Source organism: Serratia sp. H402Y (genome assembly GCF_051172415.1).
GTDB lineage: Bacteria > Pseudomonadota > Gammaproteobacteria > Enterobacterales > Enterobacteriaceae > Serratia > Serratia ureilytica.
Genome location: NZ_JBPIYZ010000001.1, coordinates 360,187 through 379,487, shown reverse-complemented (window position 1 = coordinate 379,487; position 19,301 = coordinate 360,187). Strand labels below are relative to the sequence as shown.

The following is a 19,301-nucleotide window of genomic DNA, read 5'->3' as shown; positions in this document are numbered from 1 at the left end:
AATTGCGCGAAAAGTCCGCTGATATTTTCAAATTTGCGCACTTAGTGTTTAATAGATTAAAAACACTGGAATGAGCCGCGCAGAACACAGCGGATAATGGCCTGGCGAAGACGCATAACGCCCAGGGAAGACCCGGATGCCGATTGGCGCAGAGTTGAAACGAGAAAGCAGGGATTCAGGTTGGGGTGCTGCGGAGGCGAAAAAAGCGCCAAAAGGCGCTTTTTTCTGAATTGGTGGATCGTGCAGGATTGATTCGGCCTGTGGCCTCACCCTACGGGCAACGCTGCGCGTTGTCGTATCGCTGCGCGATGCTCTAACCTGAACGCAGGATCTCACCCGCACGACTCAGTGGGCTATGTCAGCAAGAAGATAAAGGCAGAGCCAGATAGGCGCAGATGCGAAAAAAGCGCCAAAAGGCGCTTTTTTCTGAATTGGTGGGTCGTGCAGGATTCGAACCTGCGACCAATTGATTAAAAGTCAACTGCTCTACCAACTGAGCTAACGACCCGCAGTGTGGTGGGTGATGACGGGCTCGAACCGCCGACCCCCTCCGTGTAAAGGAGATGCTCTACCAACTGAGCTAATCACCCACTGCTTTGGTACTGCTATTTTTCACATCCTGCTCTATCAAAGAGTGGTGGGTCGTGCAGGATAACTCGGCCTTTGGCCTCGCCCTTGCGGGCCATCACCGGGGTGATGTTGTCTCGCTTCGCGAGACTCGAACCTCTACGGTTCTCATCCTGACGATTTAACACCTTGCTCTATCAAAGAGTGGTGGGTCGTGCAGGATTCGAACCTGCGACCAATTGATTAAAAGTCAACTGCTCTACCAACTGAGCTAACGACCCACTGATGTGGTTTACTGCTGATGGCGAATAGGTTACAAAAACCGACTCGCGGAAAACAAGGATGGGGATGTTCAGGACAACTCGACGGGTACTCGACTCGGACCTTTACTTTGCCACATCAAACCGATTCTGAAGCTGCCATTCTCGAAGAATGGTGGGTCGTGCAGGATTCGAACCTGCGACCAATTGATTAAAAGTCAACTGCTCTACCAACTGAGCTAACGACCCATAACAGTGGTGGGTGATGACGGGCTCGAACCGCCGACCCCCTCCGTGTAAAGGAGATGCTCTACCAACTGAGCTAATCACCCACTGTTGTGGTTACTGCTACTTCAGAAATTGGTGGGTCGTGCAGGATTCGAACCTGCGACCAATTGATTAAAAGTCAACTGCTCTACCAACTGAGCTAACGACCCAATTTCCCTGCCGCTTTAACATCTTGCAAGATGTCTTGGCAACGGCGGCATATATTACTAATTTATCTTGGCAGCGCAACCTAAATTTTTTACCGATGCGTTCAACTGCTTGTTCTTCACGCGAATGAGCCCAGAAATCGGTCAAATCGACTAACTTCTGGGCTCATTTTTCTAACCGTTAACCGCCTACGCGACTTTTCGCCTGCTTGGCCGCCGCACTGGTTGGGTATTGTTTAATCACCTGCTGGAACACGGCCTTGGCTTTATCGGCCTGCCCTTTTTCCTGCATGATGATACCCACCTTGTACATGGCGTCCGGCGCCTTCGGTGATTTAGCGTAATTCTTCACCACCACCGCAAAATAATAGGCCGCATCGTCTTTTTTACCCTTGTTGTAGAACAACTGGCCCAGCCAATAGTTGGCGTTGGGCTGGTAAGTAGACTTCGGGTACTGTTTTACGAAGGACTGAAAGGCGGAAATCGCCTGGTCATACTGTTTTTTTTCCAGCGCCAGAGAAACAGCGGCGTTGTAGTCGCTGTTCTCATCACCGCCGCTCGGCGTTGCAGAAGCGGCTGCAGGCGCGCTGCTGCCCGCATCGGAAGATGCGCCTGCGGCTGCCCCGCCGGCAGCGCCCGCTGCCGCAGAGGCGCTCTGAGCGCCGCCCTGGCTGAGGCTATCCATCTGTTGATAGATTTGCTTCTGGCGTTCAACGACCTGATTCAACTGATACTGGCTTTCCTGGATTTGCCCACGGAGAGAATCAATGTCGCGTTGATTGTCAGAGAGTTGTTGCTGGAGTTGGTTTAAAAGCTGGCCTTGAGCATTGCTGATGCGCTCAAGCGAGGTGACGCGGTCTTCGACCGAGCCGGAGCCGACATTACTGATTGGCGCTTGGGCAGTAGCGGCCCAAGGGGCCGCTACGCCAACCAGTAACGACAGACTCAACAGGTGACGTCTGAAGTTACTGTTCATGCGATTCTCTTAGTAAACCAGAACGGCACGACGGTTTTTAGCATAAGCCGCTTCGTCGTGGCCCAGTACTGCTGGTTTTTCTTTACCGTAAGAAACGATAGAGATCTGGTCAGCGGAAACGCCTTTACCCTGCAGGTACATTTTAACGGCGTTAGCACGACGCTCACCCAGAGCGATGTTGTATTCCGGCGTGCCGCGTTCGTCAGCGTGGCCTTCAACGGTCACTTTGTAAGACGGGTTGTTACGCAGGAATGCAGCGTGCGCGTCCAGCATCTGAGCGAATTCGGAGCTTACGTCATACTTGTCCAGGCCGAAGTAAACGATGTTGTTCTTCTGCAGTTCTTGCATCTGCAGACGAGCTTGTTCTTCGGAAGACAGGTTGCTGCTGCCGTTTTCCATACCAGTGCCGGCGCCAGCGCCCATACCAGATTGGTCGTTGTTCGCGCTTTTGTTAGAACTACAAGCTGCTACAGCCAGAACTGGCAGTGCCAGCAGAAGCCCTTTCAGCACTTTGTTCAGTTGCATTTCTTTGATCCTTTTATAGTTTGCCATACATATTTACACATGCATCACAGATACGGCGACCAGGCAGGGAATTTGACCTGTCCATCAGTTGCCGGAAGACGCGCTTTGAAACGCCCATCAGTTGACACCAACTGCAGCACGGAGCCCATACCTTGCGTGGAGCTATAGATCACCATGGTGCCGTTTGGCGCAATACTAGGCGTTTCATCCAGGAAGGTGCCGGTCAAAACCTGAACGGCGCCTGATCCAAGATCTTGTTTGGCGATGTGTTGTGCACCACTGTTGGTGCTGACCATCACCAGGAATTTACCATCGGAGCTGACTTCAGAATCCTGGTTCTGAGAGCCTTCCCACGTCAGACGCTGTGCGGCACCGCCGCTGGCGCTGATTTTATAAATCTGCGGACGCCCGCCCTGGTCGGAGGTAAACGCCAGAGACTGGCCATCCGGGAACCAGGTCGGTTCGGTGTTGTTGTTGCGGCCATCGGTCAGCTGCGTGATCTGGCCGGAGCCGAGGTTCATCACGTACAGGTTCAGGCTGCCGCTCTTGGACAGCGCGAAGGCCAGCTTGCTGCCGTCCGGCGAGAACGCCGGCGCACCGTTGTGGCGCGGGAACGAAGCGATCTGGCGGATGGCGCCGTTAGCCAGGGTTTGCACCACCAGCGCGGAACGGCCGCTCTCGAAGGTCACGTAAGCCAGTTTGCTGCCATCCGGCGACCAGGCTGGCGACATCAGCGGCTCAGGCGAACGGTGCACCGTGAACTGGTTGTAACCGTCGTAATCCGCTACGCGCAGCTCGTACGGGAATTTCCCGCCGTTGGTCTGCACCACGTAGGCGATACGGGTGCGGAACGCGCCCTTGATGCCGGTCAGCTTCTCGAACACTTCGTCGCTGGCGGTATGGGCAGAATAACGCAACCACTGTTTGGTCACTTTATACTGGTTCTGCGCCAATACGGTGCCCGGCGAACCCGAGGTGTCCACCAACTGGTAGGAGATCAGGTAGCTGCCGTCGGCGCCAGGTTGAACCTGACCGACCACTACGGCGTCGATGCCCAATGCAGTCCAGGCCGCCGGCGTCACTTCAGACGCGGAGGTGGGTTGCTGCGGCATGCGCGCCACGTCGATCGGGTTGAATTTGCCGCTGTTGCGCAGATCCGCGCCGACAATCTTGCCGATATCTTCCGGCGGCGTGCCTGGGCCCGCCCATTTAAACGGCACCACGCCAATCGGACGAGCGGAGTCGACCCCTTGGGTGATTTCAATGCGAACTTCCGCGTGCAACACGGACGCCCACAGAATTAAAAAACCTAGCGCTACTCGAAATGCCTGCTTCATCTCATCTCCCTTATCCAGGCGGGATGCCTGCGATAAATTAGCAGAATTTTAACAAACCAACTTACGTAAAACTACATAATCCCTGTTGGTTACCTTAGTACATCCCTGTGATAACACTCACTCAATCAACCGTTATTGCGGCTTGAATTCAAGTATAGAATTCTTAAAGTGCTGATAAACGGCATCGCTCGGCGGCTTCGGTATATGCGCCAACTTGGCGGCAGACACCGCAGCTTGACACAGAGCAGGATCGCCCCCCGCTGCTTGTACGCTTATCAGCAGGCCGTCCGGCGCCAGCTTGATACGCAGGTCGCAGGTTTTGCCGGCGAACGAACTGGCGTCATAGAACTTGCTCTGAATCGCCCCTTGAATCTGCCCCATATAACCGCTGATATCCGCCCCGCTGGCGCCAGCCGTCTTGGCATTGCCCTGCCCGGCCGGTTTACCGTCGCCCTTCGATTTGGCACCGCCGCCTTTCGGCGCGTTCTTGCCATCCGCCAGGCCGCCAAACAGATCGCTAACCTCCTCCGATTGTTTCGCAGCCTCGGCGGCGGCCTTCTTCTTGGCGTCCGCAGCGGCTTTTTTGGCGGCAGCGGCTTTCTCGGCCGCCGCTTTCTTCTCTGCCTCGGCGGCAGCCTTCTTCTCGGCTTCCGCTGCGGCTTTTTTCTCGGCTTCAGCAGCCGCTTTCTTCTCCGCGGCCTCTGCAGCTTTCTTTTCTGCCGCGGCGGCGGCGGCTTTCTTCGCCTCTTCCGCCTGTTTCTTGGCGGCGGCGGCAGCGGCAGCTTCTTTCTTGGCTTCCGCTTCGGCTTTCTTCTGCGCGTCCGCCTGCGCCTTGGCGACCTTGTCCGCTTCGGCCTTCGCCTTGGCGGCGGCGGCTTCGGCGACCTTCTGTTGCTCTTGGGCCTTCGCAGCGGCGGCTTCCGCCGCTTTTTGCTGCTCGGCGGCCTGCTTCTGCTGCTCCGCCGCCTTCTGTTGTTGCTCAGCCTGCGCCTTGGCGTTCTGCGCGGCTTTCTCCTGCGCCGCCAAACGCTCTTTCTCCAGCTCTTTCAGGCGCTGCTGTTGCTCCGCCTGCTTCTGCTGAAGCTCTTCGGCCTGTTGCTCCGCTTTTTTCTGGCGCTGCTTCTCGGCACGCTGCGCATCGTTGCTCTGCTGCTGCTGGCGGTTGTACTGCTCCACCACCGCGCCGGGATCGACCATCACCGCGCCCACCACGGTGCCATCACCACCACCGCCGGCGCCCATGTCGACCTTTTCCTGCAGCGATCCCCAAATCAGCAGGGCAATCAATATGAAGTGCAGAACGACCGAAACAATAACGGCGCGGTTCAGCTTATCGTTTTGCTCAGTTGCCTTTACCAAAATAGATTCCCAAAAACTGGTGTTGCTTATACGGGGTTCCTGGGCCGCAGCGCAGGAACCGGGTTGCCGTTCGCCTTACGGTCAGATCGGCTGGGTCATCAGCCCCACGGAAGCTACGCCCGCCTGATGGAGAATATTCAATGCCTTGATAATCTCATCGTAAGGGACTTCCTTCGCACCGCCGATCAAAAAGACCGTTTTCGGGTTAGCCGCCAAACGCGACTTGGCTTCGGCCGCGACTTGTTCAGGCGGCAGCAGCTCCATACGGTTGTGATCCACCACCAGGGTGTATTGACCTACGCCGGAAACCTCGAGGATCACCGGCGGATTGTCATCGCTGGACACCGTTTTGGAATCGGTGGCGTCCGGCAGGTCAACTTCCACGCTCTGCGTGATGATTGGCGCGGTTGCCATAAAGATCAGCAGCAGCACCAGCAACACGTCGAGCAGCGGAACGATGTTAATTTCGGACTTCAGCTCGCGCCGACTACGTCCACGTACTCTCGCCATGCTACCTCCTACTTATTTGCTGTCGCTGGAGAAGGCCTGACGATGCAGAATAGCGGTGAACTCTTCCATAAAGTTGTCGTAATTCTGCTCAAGCTTGTTGACGCGCTGGTTGAGACGGTTATAGGCCATTACCGCCGGGATGGCGGCGAACAGACCGATCGCGGTGGCGATCAGCGCTTCGGCGATACCCGGCGCCACCATCTGCAGCGTGGCTTGCTTCACCGCGCCCAGCGCGATAAAGGCGTGCATGATCCCCCACACGGTGCCGAACAGGCCGATGTACGGACTGATCGAACCGACGGTGCCGAGGAACGGAATATGGGTTTCCAGCGTTTCCAGCTCACGGTTCATCGAAATGCGCATCGCACGCGACGCCCCTTCGATCACCGACTCCGGCGCATGGTTGTTGGCGCGGTGCAGGCGGGCGAACTCTTTGAAGCCGGAATGGAAGATCTGCTCGGAACCGGTCAGGCTATCGCGACGCGCCTGACTTTCCTGGTACAGACGGGAAAGCTCGATACCGGACCAGAATTTGTCTTCAAAGGCTTCGGCGTCACGCGTCGCCGCATTGAGGATGCGGGTGCGCTGAATGATGATCGCCCAAGAGGCTACCGAGAAGCATATCAAAATCAACATGATAAGCTTAACCAGCAGGCTCGCCTTCAAGAATAAATCTAGGATGTTCATGTCAGTCACTGCTTAAACTCCGCGACAATAGACTTAGGAAGCGCTCTTGGCTTCATTTGGTGTGGATCAATACAGGCAATCAGGACATCTGCCTGGCTCAGTAGGGCCCCGTCAGAATTGACAATGCGTTGAGCAAACGTGAGAGAAGCCCCGCGCAGAGAGGTGATTTCACTCTGGACCTCCAGTTGCTCGTCGAGACGAGCCGGAGCCAGATAATCCACCGTCATGCGCCGGACGACAAAAGCGACTTGTTCACTGAGCAGCTGCTGTTGATGAAAGTTGTGCTGACGCAGCATCTCTGTGCGCGCTCTTTCAAAAAAGGCGACGTAGCGGGCGTGATAGACCACACCACTGGCATCGGTATCCTCGTAGTAAACGCGAACCGGCCATCGAAACAACGTATTACTCACTCTACTTCCCAGCAATGCAATTTAACGCTGCTACTATACGCAAGACAGATCGGGTTGGGAATGGGTTACAAGATGGGAATGAAAATAATTATGGGCCGTGAGGGCCCATAACGTGGGGACATCGGGGAGATTATAAAGAAACGTAAAGTAATCCTGCGCACAAGATCACAATTGCAGGAAGCGGCGCGAAAAAAGCGCGCCAGACGCTGCGCTGCGGGCGGAATCCGAAGCCGTGGATCACTCCGGCGCATACGGCCCAAATCAGCAACAGCCCTTCCCAAATCTCCAGCGAGCTGGTTTTGGCGGCGAAACGCGTCGGATCCCAGAACACGCACCCCGCCAAAATCAACGCCAGCACCAGTGAAAGGGCCCGAACCGGGCCCTTGTCGGTGACAGCGTACAGCTTGTCAATCACGGACGAGCTCATTACTTACCGTCTTGCTGAGCTTTGGTCGCTTCGCTCTGCTCAAGCGCCAGCGCCGTGATGATGCCGAAGGCGCAGGCAAGAAGCGTTCCGAGAATCCAGGCAAAATACCACATGGTTTAGCTCCTTATCCTTAGTACAGCGAATGCTTGTTGTTTTCGATGTAGTTCTTGTCGAGACGACCGAACATTTTGTAGTACGACCAGCTGGTGTACGCCAAAACGATAGGCACGAAGATCGCCGCTACGACGGTCATCACTTTCAGCGTCAACAGGCTCGACGTCGCGTCCCACATGGTCAGGCTGACGTTAGGCACGGTGCTGGACGGCATCACGAACGGGAACATGGTGACCCCGGCGGTGAGGATGACGCAGGCGATGGTCAGCGACGAGGTGACGAACGCCAGCGCGCCTTTCTCCAGACGCGAGAACAGGATGGTGAACAACGGCAGCACTACGCCCAGTGCAGGCAAGGCCCACAGCAGCGGATACTTGTTGAAGTTGATCAGCCATGCGCCGGCCTGATGCGCCACTTCTTTACGCAGCGGGTTGGATTCCGCCATGGTGTCCAGCGCCGAAGTGATCACGTAGCCGTCGATGCCTTTAACCAGCCACACACCCGCCAGCAGGAAGCATACCGCCATGATCAGCGTCGCGATCTGCGCTGCGGCGCGTGACCGCAGGTGGATCTCGCCGGTGGTGCGCATCTGCAGATAGGTCGCGCCCTGAGTGACCAGCATGGTCAGACTGACCACGCCCGCCAACAGACCGAACGGATTCAGCAGCTGGAAGAAGTTGCCGGTGTAGAACAGACGCAGGTACTCGTCCACATGGAACGGTACGCCCTGCAGCAGGTTGCCGAACGCCACGCCGAACACCAACGCAGGCACGAAGGAACCGATGAAGATGCCCCAGTCCCACATGTTGCGCCAGCGGCTGCTCTCCAGCTTGGAACGGTAGTCAAAACCGACCGGGCGGAAGAACAACGCCGCCAGCACCAGGATCATGGCGACGTAGAAGCCCGAGAAGGCCGCTGCGTAGACCATCGGCCAGGCGGCGAACAGCGCGCCGCCGGCGGTGATCAGCCACACCTGGTTACCGTCCCAGTGAGGGGCGATGGAGTTGATCATCACCCGGCGCTCGGTATCGGTTTTACCGATGATGCGCACCAGGATGCCGACGCCCATGTCGAAACCGTCGGTGACGGCGAAGCCGATCAGCAGTACGCCAACCAGCACCCACCAGATAAATCGCAGTACTTCATAGTCAAACATACGTGGACTCCTGTTTAGCGCGCTTCCTGCACGGCGGCAGTCGGTTGTTCAAAGTGGTAGCGGCCGGTTTTCAGGCTGCTTGGACCCAGACGCGCAAACTTGAACATCAGGTACATTTCAGCCACCAGGAACAGGGTGTACAAGCCGCAAATCAGCCCCATCGAGAACAGAATGTCGCCCGCGGTCAGCGAAGAGTTGGCGACTGCGGTCGGCAGCACCTCACCAATCGCCCACGGTTGACGGCCGTATTCCGCCACGAACCAGCCGGCTTCCACCGCGATCCACGGCAGCGGCAAGCCATACAGCGCCGCACGCAACAGCCATTTTTTCTGGCCGATGCGGCCGCGCACCACGCTCAGGAAGGACAGACCGATAATCAGCAGCATCAGCACGCCACAGGCCACCATGATGCGGAAGGCGAAGTACAGCGGCGCCACGCGTGGAATGGAGTCCTTGGTCGCCTGCTGGATCTGCGCTTCCGTCGCGTCGCTGACGTTCGGGGTATAACGCTTCAGCAGCATGCCGTAGCCCAGGTCTTGCTTGGTTTTGTTGAATTCCGCACGCACCGCAGGATCGGTATTGCCGCCGCGCAGCTCTTCCAGCAGCTGGTAGGCTTTCATGCCGTTGCGGATGCGCACTTCATGTTGCGCCAGCAGATCTTTCAGGCCGGTGACCTGAGTGTCGGTGGAACGCGTGGCGATCAGGCCAAGCGCATACGGGATCTGAATAGAGAAGGAGTTTTCCATCTTGTCCTGATCGGGGATGCCGAACAGGGTGAAGGACGCCGGCGCCGGCTGGGTATCCCACTCCGCTTCGATGGCGGCCAGTTTGGTTTTCTGTACGTCGCCCATTTCGTAACCGGATTCGTCACCCAGCACGATCACCGACAGCACCGCTGCCATGCCGAAGCTGGCGGCGATGGCGAAGGAGCGTTTGGCGAAAGCGATGTCGCGGCCCTTCAGCAGGTAGTAAGCGCTGATGCCCAGCACGAACATGGCGCCGGTGGTGTAGCCTGCAGCCACGGTGTGAACGAATTTCACCTGCGCAACCGGGTTAAGCACCAACTCGGAGAAGCTGACCATCTCCATGCGCATGGTTTCGAAGTTGAAATCCGACGCGATCGGGTTCTGCATCCAGCCGTTGGCGACCAGGATCCACAGCGCGGACAGGTTGGAGCCGAGGGCCACGAACCAGGTTACCGCCATGTGCTGCACCTTGCTCAGACGATCCCAGCCGAAGAAGAACAGGCCGACCAGCGTCGATTCAAGGAAGAACGCCATCAGACCTTCGATAGCCAGTGGGGCCCCGAAGATATCGCCGACGTAATGAGAGAAATATGACCAGTTAGTCCCGAACTGGAACTCCATGGTCAAACCGGTGGCCACACCCAGAGCAAAGTTAATCGCAAATAACTTTCCCCAGAATTTGGTCATGTCTTTATAGATTTGTTTGCCAGACAGGACATATACCGTTTCCATAATTGCCAGCAAGAACGCCATACCGAGCGTTAATGGGACAAATAAGAAATGGTACATCGCCGTTAAAGCAAACTGTAAGCGCGACAGTTCGACAATATCAAACATCTTGACTCCTTGCTCCTCGCAGGAAGACTCCGACACGCGGTTATCGGCACGCTTCTTTCAAAGCCGCCAGTAACGCCCCGCAGTGAATGCCCTTAAACACAACAAATTTGATCCAGCTTCTCCGCTTTCAACCGCACACTCGGCCAATAGCCCGCACGGGCCGTCGACAAGCACGCCACTGAAAACCGACAACGGGTAACAAATGCAACAAGATCAACCATCCATAATCACAACATGGATGATACTCGCCCAATCCCACACAATAAATAGGTTTTTACGTGACGTGGGTTGGACTTTTGGTTACAGGTCAAATCTTAGCCGAAAGAGGTACTTCGGCCTAATTTGATCTGAGACAATTTAAGCCTATCCGCATATTATTTCCATATTCATCAGCACATTTCGCATAATTTTCTTAGGGTCATGTTGCGCAATGGTTTAATTGTTTTTTAATGATATTTTTGTGTTAAATAAATGTAATTCAAAAGAGCCGCCATTGTATTATTACGCACTTATTATGCGACATAATTAACCTTTTATTTCCAATAAGCCGTGACAGTGATAGCAGTCACAAAACAACAAATCTCTCTCCAATATTAGTCTATTTCTCGCAATGGGATCGTAAAGGTTGCGATTTTGTAGCAAAATGACCACTTATGTTAAAATTGCATTGAGTGACAATAACTTATGAAAAAAATCATCTTTGCCTCTGTCTTGGGACTCTCGGGAAACGCCATGGCCGCCGAAACGGTAAATATCACCCTGTTGGGCACCTCCGATCTGCACGGCACTTTCGTGCCCTGGGACTACGCCAGCGACACGGAAAACCTGGCGGGCAGCCTGAGCCAGATAGCCACCCAGGTCAAAAAGGTGCGCGCCGAACAGCCCAACCTGATTCTGGTGGACGCCGGCGACACCATCCAGGGCAACTTCGTCGAAACCTTCAAACAGGAGGCCGTCAGCCCGATGATGCTGGGCCTCAACGCGCTTGACTACGACGTTTGGGTGATGGGCAACCACGAATTCGACTTCGGTCTGCCGGCGCTGGCCACGCCGCTCAAACAGTTTAAAGGCGCGGCGCTGGCGGGCAACATCGTCTGGGACAGCGGCAAACCTTATCTGCCGGCCTATACCATCCTCGAACGCCAGGGCGTGAAGATCGGCATCATCGGCATGGACACGCCGATGACTGCGGAATTCGCCAAGGGCACCGATCGCATCAAAGGGCTGAACTTCACCGATCCGGTACAGGCGGTGAAACAGGTCATCAGGCAGATCGACGGCCAGGTCGACGCGATCGTGCTGGTCGCGCATATGGGCATCGACAACGAGAACCAGCGCCCCGGCACCGGCGTGGCGGACATCGCCAACGCCAACCCGGAGCTGGCGGCGATCGTCGCCGGCCACATGCATGTGAAAATCGACAAAGCGGTGGTGAACGGCGTCATCATCACGGAGCCGGATAAGTACGGTCGCGCGCTGTCACGCATTGACCTGCAATTTGAACGCCGCGACGGCAAATTCACGCTGATCGACAAAAACAGCTACACCTATTCCATCAAGGGGCTGGCGCCGGACAGCGCCATGCAGGCTCTCTACCAGCCGTATCATGACATTTTGCGCGCCAACGCCAACCGAGTCGTGGCGAAGCTGAGCGGCAGCGATCTGGTGCCTGCCGACGAGTTCCGCGGCATTCCTCAGGTACACGTTCAGGATACCGGCATCAGTGAGTTATTCCAGCAGGCCGCCCGTCACTATGCACCGCTGGCGCAGGTGATCGCCCTGCAGATCGACAACGATCGCGCCAAACTGGATGTCGGCGACATCAAGGCCAAGGATATCGCCTTTAACTACCAATACGCCGGCGGCGAGATCACCGTTTATCAGCTCAACGGCAAAGCGCTCAAACGCTACATGGAGTGGTCTGCCGATTATTTCAATCAGCTGCAGCCGGGCGACGTCACCTACAGCTTTAACCCGGCGCGGCGCTCGTCCAAATATTCCACCAACGATTTCTTCGACGGCGTCACTTACACCATCGATCTGCGTCAACCGGCCGGTTCACGCATCGTCAGTCTGCGCCTGGCAGACGGCACGCCGGTCACCGACGACATGCCAATCCGCCTGGGCATGAACAGTTACCGTATGGGCCACCTGACGCAGAAGGGCGGCGCGCTGGAGGGGCAATCCTTCCCGGTGCTGTTCGACAGCAAAGCGCAATACGGTGAAGAAGAAGGCACCATTCGCAACCTGACTCTGCGCTACCTGACGGAAGTGAAACACGGCCAGTATCAGAGCGTGCCGCCGCAGCGCTGGAAGCTGGTCGGCATGGCGGGATACGAACCGCAGCGGGCGATCGTCAAACGGCTGCTCAATGAAGGCGTTATCCAGGTGCCGACCACCGACGACGGGCGCTACACCAACGTCGCCTCGATCAACGTCAAAGACGCGCTGTTCAACAATGCCGACGATTACCGCACCGCCCTCACCTCGCTGGAGCAACAGCGGCAAACCGCCGCCGATCCGGTGCGGCAGCGCCGCCTGCAGGATCGGATCGCGCTGATCAAGGCGCTTAACGACTTCTGATCTTCACCCATAAAAAAGGCCACCCAATGGGTGGCCAAACATGTCGAGATAGTGTTATTTCGTACTCAATGCTTAGCGCTTCAGCACCGCTTTTACCGCGTCGCCGATGTCCGCCAGGCTGCGAACGGTTTTCACGCCCGCCGCTTCCAGCGCAGCAAACTTCTCGTCCGCCGTGCCCTTGCCGCCTGCGATGATGGCGCCCGCGTGGCCCATACGCTTGCCTTTCGGCGCGGTCACGCCGGCGATGTAACCCACGACCGGTTTGGTGACGTGTTCTTTGATGTAAGCTGCCGCTTCTTCTTCAGCGCTGCCGCCGATCTCACCGATCATCACGATCGCTTCGGTCTGCGGATCCTGCTGGAACATCTTCAGGATATCGATGAAGTTGGAGCCCGGGATCGGGTCGCCGCCGATGCCCACGCAGGTGGACTGGCCCAGACCGGCATCGGTGGTTTGTTTCACCGCTTCATAGGTCAGGGTACCGGAGCGGGAAACGATGCCCACTTTGCCCGGCAGGTGGATGTGGCCAGGCATGATGCCGATTTTGCACTCGCCCGGGGTGATCACGCCAGGGCAGTTCGGCCCAATCATGCGCACGCCGGCTTCGTCCAGTTTCACTTTCACGGTCAGCATGTCCAGAGTCGGGATGCCTTCGGTGATGGTGATGATCAATTTGATGCCGGCATCGATCGCTTCCAGAATGGAGTCTTTGCAGAACGGCGCTGGAACGTAGATGACGGAGGCCGTCGCGCCGGTCGCTTCAACCGCTTCACGCACGGTGTTGAACACCGGCAGACCCAGGTGCTGAGTGCCGCCTTTGCCCGGGGTGACGCCGCCAACCATTTTGGTGCCGTAAGCGATAGCTTGTTCGGAGTGGAAAGTCCCCTGGCTACCGGTGAAGCCCTGGCAAATTACTTTGGTGTTTTTATCGATTAAGATGGACATTATTTACCCTCCACTGCTGCAACAACTTGCTGAGCCGCATCAGTCAGGCTGGTCGCAGCAATGATATTCAGGCCGCTGTCCGCCAGTTTCTTGGCGCCCAGTTCGGCATTGTTCCCTTCCAGGCGCACCACGACCGGGACGTTAACGCCCACTTCAGCCACTGCGCCGATGATGCCGTCAGCGATCAGATCGCAACGTACGATACCACCGAAGATGTTAACCAGAACCGCTTTCACCTTGTCGTCGGACAGGATGATTTTGAACGCTTCGGTCACGCGCTCTTTGGTCGCGCCGCCGCCAACGTCCAGGAAGTTGGCCGGTTCGCCGCCGTGCAGTTTAACGATGTCCATGGTGCCCATCGCCAGACCGGCGCCGTTCACCATGCAGCCGATGTTGCCGTCGAGGGCAACGTAGTTCAGCTCCCACTGAGCCGCACGGGATTCACGCTCGTCTTCCTGCGAAGGGTCACGCATTTCACGCAGTTCAGGCTGACGGAACAGGGCGTTGCCGTCGGCGCCCAGTTTGCCGTCCAGGCACACCAGATCGCCCTGCTTGGTGATCACCAGCGGGTTGATCTCAACCATCGCCAGGTCGCGCTCCAGGAACAGCGTCGCCAGACCCATGAAGATCTTGGCGAACTGGCTGACTTGCTTGCCGGTCAGGCCCAGTTTGAAGGCCAGCTCACGGCCCTGATAAGGCTGTGGACCCGCCAGCGGATCGATGGTCATTTTGTGGATCAGTTCCGGGGTTTCTTCCGCCACTTTCTCGATTTCCACGCCGCCTTCGGTAGACGCCATGAATACGATGCGACGGGTCGCGCGGTCTACAACGGCGCCCAGGTACAGCTCTTTATCGATGTCGGTCGCCGCTTCTACCAGGATCTGGTTAACCGGCTGGCCCAGCGCGTCAGTCTGGTAAGTCACCAGACGTTTGCCCAACCAGGCTTCCGCGAAGGCACGGATATCTTCTTTGCTGTTGACGACTTTAACGCCGCCCGCTTTACCGCGGCCGCCAGCATGAACCTGACATTTCACCACCCACGGGCCGGAGCCGATTTTGGATGCGGCTTCTTCTGCTTCACGCGGAGTGGTACAGGCGTAACCGGTTGGTGCCGGCATGCCATACCGAGCAAACAGCTGTTTTGCCTGATATTCGTGTAAATTCATGATGTTCTATCCATTCAGTTCTGAAGGTTTTTAGCCGGACCATTATTACGCGGTAAACCGCATGGTTTTCCGGCCACATAGCACAGAGTGCGGGCGCGGCATGCCGCGCCCGGCAAGGGTTACTAGACGTCCAGCAGCAGACGAGCCGGATCTTCCAGCATCTCTTTGACCGTCACCAGATAACCGACGGATTCTTTACCGTCGATCAGGCGGTGGTCATAAGACAGCGCCAGATACATCATCGGCTGGATCACCACCTGACCATTGACCGCCATTGGGCGATCTTTGATGGCGTGCATGCCCAGGATGGCGCTCTGCGGCGGGTTGATGATCGGGGTGGACATCAGGGAGCCGAATACGCCGCCGTTGGTAATGGTGAAGTTACCGCCGGTCAGCTCTTCCACGGTCAGTTTGCCGTCGCGGCCCTTAACGGCCAGCTCTTTGATTTTCTTCTCGATGTCAGCCATGCTCATGGCGTCCACATCGCGCAGTACCGGCGTCACCAGGCCGCGCGGAGTAGAAACCGCGATGCTGATGTCGAAGTAGTTGTGGTAAACCACGTCGGAACCGTCGATCGACGCGTTCACTTCCGGGAAACGCTTCAGCGCTTCAACCACCGCCTTGATGTAGAAGGACATGAAGCCCAGACGCACGCCGTGGCGTTTCTCGAAGGCTTCGCCGTACTGCTTGCGCAGATCCATGATCGGCTGCATGTTGATTTCGTTGAAGGTGGTCAACATCGCGGTGCTGTTTTTCGCTTCCAGCAGACGCTCGGCGACGCGTTTGCGCAGGCGGGTCATCGGCACGCGTTTTTCGCTGCGGCCGGCCAGAGCAGGCTGCGGCGCGGCTTCAGCGGCGGCTGGTTTGGCAGCGGCGCCGCCTTTGGCCAGGTGCGCTTCCACGTCTTCACGCGTAATGCGGCCACCCACGCCGGTGCCTTTGATGGCGCCGGCATCGAGATCGTGTTCAGCAATCAGGCGGCGAATCGCCGGGCTGAGCGCGTCATTGCTTTCTTCTTCCAGGCTCGCGGTCGCGCGCTGTGCAGGCGTGGCTTCTTTCTCCTGGCTCTTCTCAGCGGTCGGCTTGCCGGAGCTGTCGCCCGGACGGATGCGGCCGAGCAGCTGGCGAGACAGTACGGTCGCGCCCTCTTCTTCCACGATAGCATCGAGAATACCCGCTTCACTGGCCGGCACTTCCAACACCACTTTGTCGGTTTCGATTTCAACCAGGACTTCGTCACGCTGAACGCTGTCGCCCGGTTTCTTGTGCCAGGTGGCTACGGTTGCATCGGCAACCGATTCAGGAAGGTCAGGAACCAGAATATCTACGCTACTCATTTAGCTTTCCCTTAAGTTTTTTATCATCTGCTTGCCGGCCCCTCGGCCGGCAAGCGAGCGAACATTAGTCAATATTCAGCGCATCATTCACCAGAGCCTGCTGCTGCTTCTGGTGTACGGACATATAACCCACCGCCGGAGAGGCGGAGGCCGGACGTCCTGCGTAACGTAAAGAAGCCCCGAACGGCACCACTTCACGGAAGTTGTGTTGGCTGCAGTACCAGGCGCCCTGGTTCAGCGGCTCTTCCTGACACCAGACGAAGTCATGCACGTGCGAGTATTGCTCCAGCACGGCCTGCACGGCCTGATGCGGGAACGGATACAGCTGCTCGATGCGCACGATGGCCACGTCTTTCTGCTCGTTCTTGCGACGCTGTTCCAGCAGGTCGTAGTAAACCTTACCGGAGCACAGCACGACGCGCTTGACCGCTTTCGGATCCAAATCGTCGATCTCGCCGATCGCCGGCAGGAAGGTGCCATTGGCCAGCTCGTCCAGCGAAGAGACCGCCAGCGGGTGACGCAGCAGCGACTTCGGCGACATCACCACCAGCGGACGACGCATACCGCGCAGCGCCTGACGACGCAGCATGTGGTAAACCTGCGCCGGCGTGGACGGGACGCACACCTGCATGTTCTGCTCAGCGCACAGCTGCAGATAACGTTCCAGACGCGCGGAGGAGTGCTCTGGGCCCTGGCCTTCATAGCCGTGCGGCAGCAGCATCACCAGGCCGCACATACGGCCCCATTTTTGCTCGCCGGAGCTGATGAACTGGTCGATAACAACCTGCGCGCCGTTGGCGAAGTCGCCGAACTGCGCTTCCCAGATGGTCAGCGTGCGCGGTTCCGCCGTGGCGTAGCCGTATTCGAACGCCAGCACCGCCTCTTCAGACAGCACGGAGTCCCAGACCTTGAATTCGCCCTGGCCGCTGTGGATATTCGCCAGCGGAACATAGACCGAACCGTTTTTCTGGTTGTGCACCACCGCGTGACGGTGGAAGAAGGTGCCGCGGCCGGCGTCTTCGCCGGAGATGCGGATTGGAATGCCTTCATCCGCCATGGTGGCGTAGGCCAGCGTTTCGGCGGCGCCCCAGTCGAACGGCTTGTTGCCCGCCGCCATCTCGGCACGGTCAGCGTAGATTTTCGCCACGCGTGACTGCATTTCGATCGCTTCCGGCACGGTGCTGATGCGGCGGCCCAGTTCCTGCAGACGCTTCATCTCAACCTTGCTCGGGTACTCTTCGTCCCACTCGTGGTTCAGGTACGGCGACCAGGTGAAGGAGTGCAGATTCATCGGACGCCATTCTTCAACCACACAATCGCCGCGGTCGAGCGCATCACGATACAGGTTGACCATTTCCGTGGCATCTTCCAGGCTGGCCACTTTCTGTTCGGTCAGAATGTCAGCGTAGATTTTGCGCGGCGTAGGATGTTTCTTGATCTTCTGATACATCACCGGCTGGGTGGCGCTCGGCTCATCGGCCTCGTTGTGCCCATGGCGACGGTAGCAGACCAGATCGATCATCACGTCACGCTTAAAGGTGTTACGGAAATCCAACGCCAGGCGAGTGACGAAGGCCACGGCTTCCGGATCGTCCGCGTTAACGTGGAAGATCGGCGCCTGAACCATTTTGGCGATGTCGGTGCAATATTCGGTAGAGCGCGCATCCAGCGGGTTGGAGGTGGTGAAGCCAACCTGGTTGTTGATGACGATGCGCACGGTGCCGCCCACTTCGTAGCCGCGAGCCTGAGACATGTTCAGGGTTTCCTGAACCACGCCCTGGCCGGTAATGGCGGCGTCGCCGTGGATGGTGATCGGCAGCACCATGTTGCTGCGCGCTTCGTCCAGACGATCGCGACGGGCGCGAACCGACCCCATGACCACCGGGCTGACGATCTCCAGGTGCGACGGGTTGAACGCCAGCGCCAGGTGAACCATGCCGCCTTCGGTTTCCACGTCGGAGGAGAAGCCCTGGTGATATTTCACGTCACCGGTGCCGAGGTGTTCTTTATGCTTGCCGGCGAATTCGTCGAACAGGTCGGCCGGCTTTTTGCCCAGCACGTTGATCAGCACGTTCAGACGGCCGCGGTGGGCCATGCCCAACACCACTTCACGCGTGCCGTTCTTGCCGGCGTGGCGCACCATCTCTTTCAGCATCGGCACCAGCGCGTCGCCGCCTTCCAGCGAGAAGCGTTTGGCGCCCGGGAATTTGGCGCCCAGGTAGCGTTCCAGGCCTTCCGCAGCGGTCAGCTCGTTCAGGAAACGGCGTTTTTCGTCGGCGGTAAAGCTGGCGCGCCCCACCACCGACTCGATGCGCTGCTGGATCCAGCGTTTCTCTTCGGTGTTGGTGATGTGCATGTATTCAGCGCCGATCGAACCGCAGTAGGTCTGCTTCAGCGCGGCGTACAGATCGCCCAGCTTCATGGTTTCTTTGCCGATGGCGAAAGAGCCCACGTTGAAGGTTTCCTGGAAATCGGCTTCGGTCAGGTTGTGGTAAGCGGGCTCAAGGTCAGGAACTTGCTCGCGCTGCCACAGGCCGAGCGGATCGAGGTTGGCATGCTGATGTCCGCGGAAGCGGAAGGCGTTGATCAGCTGCAGTACCTTGACCTGTTTGGCATCGGTTGCCGGATCGGTGATGGTGGTGTTGTAGCGCGCGGAGTCTTTCGCCAAGCGGCGGAAGTAGTCGCGCGTTTGAGAGTGGAGCTGATCGGGTTTGACACCCGCGGTTGGTAGCTGTTGAAAAATGGAACGCCAGCTATCTTCAACGGAACCCGGATCGGTTAAGAAATCTTCATAGAGCTGCTCTATGTAAGACTGGTTCGCGCCCGCCAGATAGGAGGAATCCAGCCAGGCCTTCATTGCGCCGTTCTGCATCATGATCCCTTAAGCTTTGAAGCTTTAGTTTTCGCCGTGGTTAACATAATTAC

General features: G+C 57.4%; 16 protein-coding genes, 6 tRNA genes and 2 other RNA genes. 1 reads left to right on the top strand and 23 read right to left on the bottom strand.

Features of this window, described 5'->3' with window-relative positions:
- Positions 1–231: 231 nt before the first annotated feature.
- The 19 genes from ACSBQS_RS01955 to cydA form a co-directional block, all read right to left on the bottom strand.
- Positions 232–356: non-coding RNA, RtT sRNA (locus ACSBQS_RS01955), on the bottom strand.
- Between the two features lie 76 nt (positions 357–432).
- Positions 433–508 (bottom strand) — tRNA-Lys (locus tag ACSBQS_RS01950).
- A gap of 6 nt (positions 509–514) precedes the next feature.
- Positions 515–590 (bottom strand) — tRNA-Val (locus ACSBQS_RS01945).
- Between the two features lie 45 nt (positions 591–635).
- Positions 636–759: non-coding RNA, RtT sRNA (locus ACSBQS_RS01940), on the bottom strand.
- A 13-nt stretch (positions 760–772) separates the two neighbouring features.
- Positions 773–848 (bottom strand) — tRNA-Lys (locus ACSBQS_RS01935).
- A 152-nt stretch (positions 849–1,000) separates the two neighbouring features.
- Positions 1,001–1,076 (bottom strand) — tRNA-Lys (locus ACSBQS_RS01930).
- A 7-nt stretch (positions 1,077–1,083) separates the two neighbouring features.
- Positions 1,084–1,159: transfer RNA gene (locus tag ACSBQS_RS01925), tRNA-Val, on the bottom strand.
- Positions 1,160–1,188: 29 nt separating this feature from the next.
- Positions 1,189–1,264: transfer RNA gene (locus tag ACSBQS_RS01920), tRNA-Lys, on the bottom strand.
- 178 nt (positions 1,265–1,442) lie between these two features.
- On the bottom strand, positions 1,443–2,237 hold the full coding sequence (cpoB, locus tag ACSBQS_RS01915; RefSeq protein ID WP_004939852.1) for a cell division protein CpoB: 795 nt from the start codon (positions 2,235–2,237) through the stop codon (positions 1,443–1,445).
- Between the two features lie 9 nt (positions 2,238–2,246).
- Positions 2,247–2,762 (bottom strand): peptidoglycan-associated lipoprotein Pal, encoded by a 516-nt coding sequence (gene pal, locus ACSBQS_RS01910; protein ID WP_004939853.1) that lies wholly within the window; start codon positions 2,760–2,762, stop codon positions 2,247–2,249.
- A gap of 44 nt (positions 2,763–2,806) precedes the next feature.
- Positions 2,807–4,099, bottom strand: coding sequence for a Tol-Pal system beta propeller repeat protein TolB (gene tolB, locus ACSBQS_RS01905; protein ID WP_004939856.1), 1,293 nt, complete (start codon positions 4,097–4,099; stop codon positions 2,807–2,809).
- A 132-nt stretch (positions 4,100–4,231) separates the two neighbouring features.
- Positions 4,232–5,458, bottom strand: coding sequence for a cell envelope integrity protein TolA (tolA, locus tag ACSBQS_RS01900; RefSeq protein ID WP_046686581.1), 1,227 nt, complete (start codon positions 5,456–5,458; stop codon positions 4,232–4,234).
- Between the two features lie 81 nt (positions 5,459–5,539).
- On the bottom strand, positions 5,540–5,968 hold the full coding sequence (gene tolR, locus ACSBQS_RS01895; protein ID WP_004939859.1) for a colicin uptake protein TolR: 429 nt from the start codon (positions 5,966–5,968) through the stop codon (positions 5,540–5,542).
- Positions 5,969–5,980: 12 nt separating this feature from the next.
- Entirely contained in the window at positions 5,981–6,664 is a 684-nt protein-coding gene (gene tolQ / locus ACSBQS_RS01890) for a Tol-Pal system protein TolQ (protein ID WP_004939862.1), read from the bottom strand.
- Positions 6,661–7,065 carry a tol-pal system-associated acyl-CoA thioesterase gene (gene ybgC / locus ACSBQS_RS01885; RefSeq protein ID WP_004939863.1) on the bottom strand — a complete coding sequence of 135 codons (405 nt, stop codon included), beginning with the start codon at positions 7,063–7,065 and terminating at the stop codon, positions 6,661–6,663. Before ybgC ends, tolQ begins: the two co-directional genes overlap by 4 nt.
- Before the next feature lie 130 nt (positions 7,066–7,195).
- Positions 7,196–7,492 carry a cyd operon protein YbgE gene (gene ybgE / locus ACSBQS_RS01880; protein WP_004939866.1) on the bottom strand — a complete coding sequence of 99 codons (297 nt, stop codon included), beginning with the start codon at positions 7,490–7,492 and terminating at the stop codon, positions 7,196–7,198.
- Positions 7,492–7,605, bottom strand: coding sequence for a cytochrome bd-I oxidase subunit CydX (cydX, locus tag ACSBQS_RS01875; protein WP_004939868.1), 114 nt, complete (start codon positions 7,603–7,605; stop codon positions 7,492–7,494). Before cydX ends, ybgE begins: the two co-directional genes overlap by 1 nt.
- A gap of 17 nt (positions 7,606–7,622) precedes the next feature.
- A complete protein-coding gene (gene cydB / locus ACSBQS_RS01870; protein WP_015376980.1) occupies positions 7,623–8,762 on the bottom strand; it encodes a cytochrome d ubiquinol oxidase subunit II in 1,140 nt (379 codons plus the stop codon).
- A gap of 14 nt (positions 8,763–8,776) precedes the next feature.
- Complete coding sequence (gene cydA / locus ACSBQS_RS01865) at positions 8,777–10,345, bottom strand: cytochrome ubiquinol oxidase subunit I (RefSeq protein ID WP_004939873.1); 1,569 nt, start codon at positions 10,343–10,345, stop codon at positions 8,777–8,779.
- A 684-nt stretch (positions 10,346–11,029) separates the two neighbouring features.
- Between cydA and ACSBQS_RS01860 the strand changes: the two genes are divergently transcribed.
- A complete protein-coding gene (locus tag ACSBQS_RS01860; protein WP_197666235.1) occupies positions 11,030–12,928 on the top strand; it encodes a bifunctional metallophosphatase/5'-nucleotidase in 1,899 nt (632 codons plus the stop codon).
- 72 nt (positions 12,929–13,000) lie between these two features.
- Here ACSBQS_RS01860 and sucD read toward each other — a convergent pair whose 3' ends face one another.
- From sucD to sucA, 4 genes are all read right to left on the bottom strand, one after another.
- Complete coding sequence (gene sucD / locus ACSBQS_RS01855; protein ID WP_004939878.1) at positions 13,001–13,873, bottom strand: succinate--CoA ligase subunit alpha; 873 nt, start codon at positions 13,871–13,873, stop codon at positions 13,001–13,003.
- A complete protein-coding gene (gene sucC, locus ACSBQS_RS01850) occupies positions 13,873–15,039 on the bottom strand; it encodes an ADP-forming succinate--CoA ligase subunit beta (protein ID WP_015376978.1) in 1,167 nt (388 codons plus the stop codon). The genes sucD and sucC overlap by 1 nt, the downstream gene beginning before the upstream one ends.
- A gap of 122 nt (positions 15,040–15,161) precedes the next feature.
- On the bottom strand, positions 15,162–16,376 hold the full coding sequence (odhB, locus tag ACSBQS_RS01845) for a 2-oxoglutarate dehydrogenase complex dihydrolipoyllysine-residue succinyltransferase (RefSeq protein WP_033642197.1): 1,215 nt from the start codon (positions 16,374–16,376) through the stop codon (positions 15,162–15,164).
- A gap of 64 nt (positions 16,377–16,440) precedes the next feature.
- A complete protein-coding gene (sucA, locus tag ACSBQS_RS01840) occupies positions 16,441–19,248 on the bottom strand; it encodes a 2-oxoglutarate dehydrogenase E1 component (protein WP_033644215.1) in 2,808 nt (935 codons plus the stop codon).
- Positions 19,249–19,301: the final 53 nt, after the last annotated feature.